Source organism: Paenibacillus athensensis, assembly GCF_004514475.2.
GTDB classification, from domain to species: domain Bacteria; phylum Bacillota; class Bacilli; order Paenibacillales; family NBRC-103111; genus Paenibacillus_AL; species Paenibacillus_AL athensensis.
Genome location: NZ_MYFO02000021.1, coordinates 58,016 through 65,126, shown reverse-complemented (window position 1 = coordinate 65,126; position 7,111 = coordinate 58,016). Strand labels below are relative to the sequence as shown.

Below are 7,111 nucleotides of genomic sequence, written 5' to 3'. Positions count from 1 at the left end.
GATGGACGTACCGCTGGTGTACCAGTTGTCTCGCCAGAGGCATAGCTGGGTAGCTATGTACGGAGGGGATAAGCGCTGAAAGCATCTAAGCGTGAAGCCCCCCTCAAGATGAGATTTCCCAGTATGTAAGACCCCTTGAAGACGACGAGGTAGATAGGTTCGAGGTGGAAGTGCCGTAAGGTATGGAGCTGACGAATACTAATCGGTCGAGGGCTTAACCACAACACAAGCAACACTCACGCGTAACACCACGACTTGTTTCGTATCTAGTTTTCAGGGAATACCGTAAGGTATTGGACTGACTGTTTGGTGATGATGGCGGAGGGGACCCACGCGTTCCCATCTCGAACACGACCGTTAAGCCCTCCAGCGTCGATGGTACTTGAACCGCAGGGTTCCGGGAGAGTAGAACGTTGCCAAGCAGACGATAAAGAAGCCTTTTGAGCTTGTGCTCAAAGGGCTTTTTTGTTTTTTTACAATGATTGTAGCTATGTACAAAGAGCGGTTTTGCGGATAGGCGGAAAAAAACACCGATGCGGCGCAGCGCACGGTGCTGAGGAATAAGGTTAAGCAATAAGCCTGACTCTCATGTGACTTGCAGTGTTATCTGCTTAATGTAAATAACAGGAGGTATCTTTGCCGGTAATTTTGATTAATCCGGCTTTGCGGTAAGGGCGAAAACGGAACAGCATCCAGAGTCGCGGTACGAGCATCCACATGTGAACGAGCATGAGCGCGTACATCCAGTTGGGCGGCATCCACGGATACAAAACGGCTAATCCCGTTAAGCCGATCCAGAACAGATGTAGTTGCACGCGGCTGACCAAACGAATCGAGGCGTTGCCCACCGGCAACAGGCCGATCCAGAAAAATCCCCAATGAAAGGTCCAATTGCGCATCATGCCGCCGACGGTGAACTGGAAATAAAGCCGGACAAGTACGACATGGGCCACCAGCAGGATCGGATAGCTGAGCAGGTAAGGAGCCCAGGAGCCGTGTTTGAGGCCGAGTCCCGCCAGTGCAGCGAGCATAGCGAGATAAAAAGCGATTTTGACCAGAGAATGCCGCATTCGCTTCATTAATTTATAATTATAGATGGTAGAGTCTTTGGATAAGGCCGGGTTGTGTGTCGCCATAAGCCACCGCCAATTTTAGGTAATAAGTTATCTATCCGATATATCGGCAGTCTGCGCGAAAAATATAAGCCTTTTGCTCTGCAATTTCACTGAAATCTAGTATAAAGGATGCATCGTGCGGACATACTGATAGGTAAAAGAGTAGCGAGGTGTGCCATATGGAGGAGAACCGGATTGGAGTTTGCATGATTTGCGAGCAGCAAAGCTCGGGGGGGATTCGGATTATGTCGGCGTTTTTGTGTGATGCGTGCAGCATGGAGATTGTCAGAACGGATGTTAGAGATAAACGCTATCCTTTTTTCGTCAAGCAGATGCGCCATATGTTTCAAGCAACCCCTACCCGCAGCAAATGGATGTGAGGAGCTTCTTGCGAAGCTTCTTTTGTTTTTTGTCGGTTTTTCCTCTACTATGAGAGTATCTAAGATAAGAAAGAGGAGTTTGCGGGTATGTCGAAGCAGCAATTGGATCCGCGCAGAGCGCCTCTGGTAGAGGCGCTCTTGGCGCATCGCCGCGCGCAGACGGCCAGCTTTCATGTGCCTGGACACAAATCCGGTCAGAGTCTGGATGCAGGAGCCGCGCCGGTGTTGGCCGAGGTGATGTCGATTGATTTCACGGAGCTGAGCGGTCTGGATGACCTGCATCATGCGGAGGGCGTCATTCGTGAGGCGCAGGAGCTGGCGGCGGCTTGTTTTGGAGCGGACGAGACATTTTTTCTGATTGGTGGAAGCACGGCGGGGAATTTGGCGATGATTACGACGGTTTGTCGGCCGGGAGATGTGCTAATCGTGCAGCGCAATGCGCACAAGTCGGTCATTCACGGACTGATGCTGGCTGGCGCACGCGCCGTATTCGTGCAACCGGAGCTGGATGAAGCGCACGGCATTGCCGGCGGGGTCAGCGTAGCGAGCATGGCGCAAGCGCTGGCCGCGTATCCGGAAGCCAGAGCGCTGTTCGTGACGAGCCCGACCTACTACGGTGCGGGCGCCGATTTGCAAGCGCTGGCGGAGCTGGCGCACAATGCCGGCAAGCTGCTGCTGGTCGATGAGGCGCACGGCGCTCATTGCGGCTTCCATGAGCTGCTGCCGCCTTCGGCGCTTGCCTGCGGAGCCGACGCGGTCGTACAATCCACGCACAAAATGCTGACGGCCATGACAATGGCGGCAATGCTGCATGTGCAGGGTGATCGAATCGACCGCGATTTGCTGCGGCAGCGCCTGACGATGCTGCAGAGCTCTAGCCCGTCGTACCCCTTGCTGGCGTCGCTGGATGCCGCTCGGCGGCAGCTGCACACAGGGGGACGGGGGTGGGTGGACGCCGGACTGCAGGCGGCCCAAGAGCTGCGGGTGCGGCTGGCCGAGCAGCCGCGCTTTGCCGAAGCCGCGCCGCCACGGGGCGCGGCTGGCTTTCACACGGTCGACCCTTTCAAGGTGACCGTGTACGATGCGGCCGGCGTGCTAACCGGGCCGGCATTGCGCGAGCAGCTGGAAGCGCGGGGCTGCCATGCGGAGCTGGCAGACCCCCGGCACGTGCTGCTCGTGTTCTCTCCTGCATCGCGTTTGGCGGATGCCGAGCGGCTGTACGCTGCGTTGTGCGATATCGCAGCGAATGCGGATACGCCGGAAGCGGCGCGGCGTATCCGCCAGAGCGGGCCTGCCGGGGCGAAGCCGGCAGCCGTCGAGGTGCCGCAACCGTCATCGGCAGCCAGCTTGGCCGCTGGTTGCGGGAGCGGCGCGGCCGATCAGCAAACGCCGCCTCACCCGGAGGAGCCCGCGCGCTTGGAGACGAAGCGACAGCTGCACGAGCGGTTGCCGGAAGCGGTGGGCTGCGGCAGCGCAAGCGAGATCGGCCCTAAGACCGACCAGCAAACGCCGCCGCTGCCCGTGGCACTCACGCTGCTGGAGCCCGATCAGCAAGCGGAACGTTCGCCGGTTGCGGTGGGCCGCGACAGCCAAGCCAACACGGCGGAGGCTCGCGCAGCGGCCCGCGCGGCATCTCTGACCAGCCACGCTGCGTCCCAGCCTGGCCCACAGCCGCGCGCGGCCGAGCTGCCGCCGCCGGTGGCGTTTGCGCTGCCGCAAGCCGAGCGGACGGCTGCCGTGCCGCTGGCTGAAGCTGTCGGCTGCCGCTCTGCCGAGCTGGTCACGCCTTATCCGCCGGGCGTTCCGCATTGGTACCCGGGCGAGATCATCACGGCGGAGACTGCGGAGGCGCTGCGTCGGATGGCTGAGCTGGGCATTGCGCTGCACGGAACCGAATTTGCCAAAACGGGCAAGCTAAAGATTTTCCTACCGTAATGGTGTATACTGAACTGGGCAAGGTAGAGAACGGACAAGCAGGGAGACATGGACAGTGAACAAAGGTTTTTTTATTAGTGTGGAGGGCGGGGAAGGCGCGGGCAAAACGACGCTGATCGGTCGCCTGACGGCGCAGCTGGCGCAGCAGGGACGGGAAGTGATCACGACGCGCGAGCCCGGCGGCATTCAGATTGCCGAGCAAATCCGCGCCATTGTGCTCGACAAGGCTCATACGAGCATGGACGGGCGCACGGAGGCGCTGCTGTATGCGGCTGCCCGGCGTCAGCATCTGGTCGAGAAGGTGCAGCCTGCGCTGGCGGCTGGCAAGATCGTGGTCTGCGATCGCTTCATCGATAGCAGTCTGGCCTATCAGGGCCATGCCCGCGGTCTCGGAATCGATGAGGTATGGGCGATCAATCGGTTCGCGGTAGGTGATTTGCTGCCGGATGTGACGATTTATCTCGATCTTGACCCGGCGGTGGGCCTGCAGCGCATACAAGCCAGCGAAGAACGCGAGGTCAACCGGCTCGATCTGGAAGCAGCGGCTTTCCATGAGCGGGTTCGCGAGGGCTTCATGCTGCTGGCTCACCGATTCCCTGAGCGGATCGTGACCGTAGATGCCAGACGGCCAGCCGACGCCGTTGCCGGTGAGGTAGCTGCTATATTGCAGCAACGAATGGCCCGCCAGCCTGGCTGATGCCAGCCGGTCCTACATACATCTTGTGCCCGGCAGCAGCAGACGGCCGCTGAACAGCAATGACTCCTTCCAGAGAACTCCGGCAGGAGTTTTTCTTTTTTCGGGGGCATTTCGGGAGAAAGCGCACATGGAGCGAATTTTTGCAGTATAATAGTAGATAGAAGTTCGTCTATATGCAGGTATTTATCCGATGATTGTCTAAATGATAAAGCGAGTCTGGTAGACAAGTTGGCAGCGCGGGTAATGAAATATCAAGTATGAACGAATTGAAACCGTTTGCGCCTAAGCTCTCGCGTGCAGGAACTTATTTCCCGGGCAAGCGGGAGAGCGGAACTTCGTTTATAATGAGAAGGAGGAGTCGCCATGAAATTAGTGATTGCCGTAGTTCAGGATAAAGATAGCAACAGATTGTCCAACGCGTTGATCAAGGAAGGATTTCGCGCCACGAAGCTGGCGAGCACGGGCGGATTTTTGCGCGCGGGCAACACGACCTTTATGATCGGTACGGAAGATGAGCGGGTGCAGGAAGTATTTCAGGTGATCCGCTCCAATTGCAAAATTCGCGAGCAGCTGGTGACTCCGGTGTCGCCGATGGGCGGCACGACGGATTCTTATATTCCGTTTCCGGTTGAAGTGCAAGTAGGCGGAGCGGCTGTATTCGTGCTCCCGGTGGAGCGCTTTGAAAATTTCTGAAGCTTAGGCAGGAACAGGAAGGCGGGAAACAGTCCGTGAAAATCAATCCCGGGTGGCAGCCGATCGGCAAAAATGTCAAAGTGAACGAGAACGTCCCGCCGCCGCAGCTTGCGCCCCGGAATTTTTCGGACATTATGCAGCAGCACGGCGAGAAGGTTACCCATGAGCAGCTCGGCAGGATGATGGAGCAGATTTCCCTGCAGGGAGACCGACTGGCCCGTTCGATGACGGTCCGGGAGCTGCGGCAGTTCAAGCTGATGGTCAAGCAATTTCTGGAGGAAACGGCCCGCCGCGGCGTCGGCTTGCGCGATACGCGAGGCTGGGACCGCCGGGGACGCTCCAAACGCTACAAGCTGCTGGAGGAAATCGACAAGGAGCTGCTGGAGCTGGCTGACGAGCTGCTGGAAACCGAGCAGGGACGCATCGATATTTTGCAAAAAATCGGGGAGATCCGCGGTATGCTGATCAATCTGTTATTTTAGATGGAGCGAACAGGCGATGTCTTTTCAAACAATACGCGGCCAAGCCGCCGCCAGACAGCTGCTGCAAAACGGGCTGCGGCGCGGCAAGCTGTCGCATGCTTATATTTTTAGCGGCCCGGTCGGAACCGGACGCATGGAAATGGCGATGGCGCTCGCCAAGGCGATCTACTGCAAGACGTCGATTGACGATGCTTGCGGGGAATGTCTCGAATGCCGCAAGGTGGAGCATGGCAATCATCCCGACTTGCATATCGTCCAGCCGGACGGCGCATCGATCAAGATTGAGCAGATCCGTGAGCTGCAAAAGGAGTTTGCTTACCGCGCGACGGCTTCGGGCACCAAGATTTATATGTTGCAGCAAGCTGACAAAATGACCGTACAAGCGGCCAACAGCCTGTTGAAGTTTCTGGAGGAGCCGGCCTCGCAGGTTGTGGCGATTCTGATTACCGAGAACGGCAGTGCGCTGCTGCCGACGATTCAGTCGCGGGCGCAGTGGATTGCGTTTACGCCCATGCCGCGCGAGGAGCTGGTGGAAGCGCTGCTGGCGGACGGGCATCCTGCGGCGCTGGCGCTGCCTGCCGCGCATTTGACGGCCGGTCTGCTGGCGGCGCGCGAGCTGATTACGGCGAATTGGTTTGCAGAAATGAGAAACGTAGTGTTACAATTAGCGAAGGAGACGGCGACGCGTTTCCCGTCTTCGCTGCTTACGTTGCAGCAAAAGGTAATCAAAACGGAGCTGGCGGATCACATGTCGAGCTTGTTCGACCTGTTGATTCTCTGGTTTAAAGATATGGTACAGCTGCGTCTCGAACGCAGAGACAAGCTGGTGTATGCCGACCAGCTGGATTGGATGGGCTCCCTTGCCCTCAGCCGGGACGTCGCCGAATGGGTGCGCATGATGGAGCAGGCGGTAGACCTGCAAAAGCGTCTTCGCTTTAACGCCAATGCCCAGTTGGTTGTGGAGAAAATGCTCGTGGAGATGCAGGGGGTGTAAGATGTATTCGGTAGTAGGCGTCCGCTTCAAAAAAGCGGGTAAAATATATTACTTCGACCCGATCGATTTGCCGATCGAGAAGGAACATGCAGTAATCGTCGAGACGGCGCGCGGCGTGGAATACGGCAAGGTCGTCATCGGCAAAAAAAGCGTGCGGGAGAACGATGTCGTGCTTCCGCTGAAAAAGGTCATCCGCATCGCCGATCAGACGGATGCCGGGCTGGTCGAAGAGAACAAGAAAGCGGCCAAGGACGCATTCCAGATTTGCCTCGACAAGATTAAGGATCATCATCTTAAAATGAAGCTGGTCGATGTCGAATATACATTTGACCGCAATAAAATTATTTTTTATTTCACGGCTGAGGGTCGTGTGGATTTTCGGGAGCTGGTCAAGGATTTGGCCAGTATTTTCCGAACTCGCATCGAGCTGCGGCAAATCGGCGTCCGCGATGAAGCGAAGATGTTGGGTGGTATCGGCCCGTGCGGGCGTATTCTCTGCTGCTCGTCGTTTCTCGGCGATTTCGAGCCGGTGTCGATCAAGATGGCCAAGGATCAAAATTTGTCGCTTAACCCGACGAAGATTTCCGGCCTGTGCGGCCGCTTGATGTGCTGTCTCAAATACGAGCACGATAATTACGAAAGCGCCAAGGATTCGCTGCCGACGGTGGGGCGGATCGTGATTACCTCTCTGGGCAACGGCAAGGTGCTCGGCTTGAACTTGAGTGATCGGACGGCGAAGGTGCAGCTGTTTGATCTGGGCAAGGTCATGGATTTACCGTTTGACGATGTGGTAGAACAAGAGTAGCCGGCATGGC

8 protein-coding genes and 2 rRNA genes are annotated in these 7,111 nt (G+C 57.2%); 9 read left to right on the top strand and 1 reads right to left on the bottom strand.

Annotated features, from left to right (window positions below; translation table 11 throughout):
• Positions 1-222 (top strand): 23S ribosomal RNA (locus tag B5M42_RS24240); the annotation flags it as partial.
• An 83-nt stretch (positions 223-305) separates the two neighbouring features.
• A 5S ribosomal RNA gene (gene rrf / locus B5M42_RS24235) occupies positions 306-422 on the top strand.
• Positions 423-611: 189 nt separating this feature from the next.
• On the opposite strand, the gene B5M42_RS24230 is transcribed toward rrf, so the two are convergent.
• Positions 612-1,136 carry a hypothetical protein gene (locus B5M42_RS24230; RefSeq protein WP_134755913.1) on the bottom strand — a complete coding sequence of 175 codons (525 nt, stop codon included), beginning with the start codon at positions 1,134-1,136 and terminating at the stop codon, positions 612-614.
• Between the two features lie 158 nt (positions 1,137-1,294).
• Between B5M42_RS24230 and B5M42_RS24225 the strand changes: the two genes are divergently transcribed.
• The 7 genes from B5M42_RS24225 to B5M42_RS24195 all read left to right on the top strand — a co-directional run bounded on the left by B5M42_RS24225 (position 1,295) and on the right by B5M42_RS24195 (position 7,101).
• Positions 1,295-1,495, top strand: coding sequence for a sigma factor G inhibitor Gin (locus tag B5M42_RS24225; protein ID WP_134755911.1), 201 nt, complete (start codon positions 1,295-1,297; stop codon positions 1,493-1,495).
• Positions 1,496-1,582: 87 nt separating this feature from the next.
• Positions 1,583-3,430 carry an aminotransferase class V-fold PLP-dependent enzyme gene (locus B5M42_RS24220; RefSeq protein WP_230633168.1) on the top strand — a complete coding sequence of 616 codons (1,848 nt, stop codon included), beginning with the start codon at positions 1,583-1,585 and terminating at the stop codon, positions 3,428-3,430.
• A gap of 55 nt (positions 3,431-3,485) precedes the next feature.
• On the top strand, positions 3,486-4,127 hold the full coding sequence (tmk, locus tag B5M42_RS24215) for a dTMP kinase (RefSeq protein ID WP_134755910.1): 642 nt from the start codon (positions 3,486-3,488) through the stop codon (positions 4,125-4,127).
• 363 nt (positions 4,128-4,490) lie between these two features.
• On the top strand, positions 4,491-4,820 hold the full coding sequence (locus tag B5M42_RS24210; protein ID WP_134755908.1) for a cyclic-di-AMP receptor: 330 nt from the start codon (positions 4,491-4,493) through the stop codon (positions 4,818-4,820).
• A 35-nt stretch (positions 4,821-4,855) separates the two neighbouring features.
• Positions 4,856-5,302, top strand: coding sequence for a YaaR family protein (locus tag B5M42_RS24205; RefSeq protein WP_134755906.1), 447 nt, complete (start codon positions 4,856-4,858; stop codon positions 5,300-5,302).
• A gap of 16 nt (positions 5,303-5,318) precedes the next feature.
• Positions 5,319-6,296, top strand: coding sequence for a DNA polymerase III subunit delta' (gene holB, locus B5M42_RS24200; RefSeq protein ID WP_134755904.1), 978 nt, complete (start codon positions 5,319-5,321; stop codon positions 6,294-6,296).
• Between the two features lies 1 nt (position 6,297).
• Positions 6,298-7,101: a PSP1 domain-containing protein gene (locus B5M42_RS24195; protein WP_134755902.1), complete on the top strand. Its 804-nt coding sequence runs from the start codon at positions 6,298-6,300 to the stop codon at positions 7,099-7,101.
• The last annotated feature ends 10 nt before the right edge of the window (positions 7,102-7,111 follow it).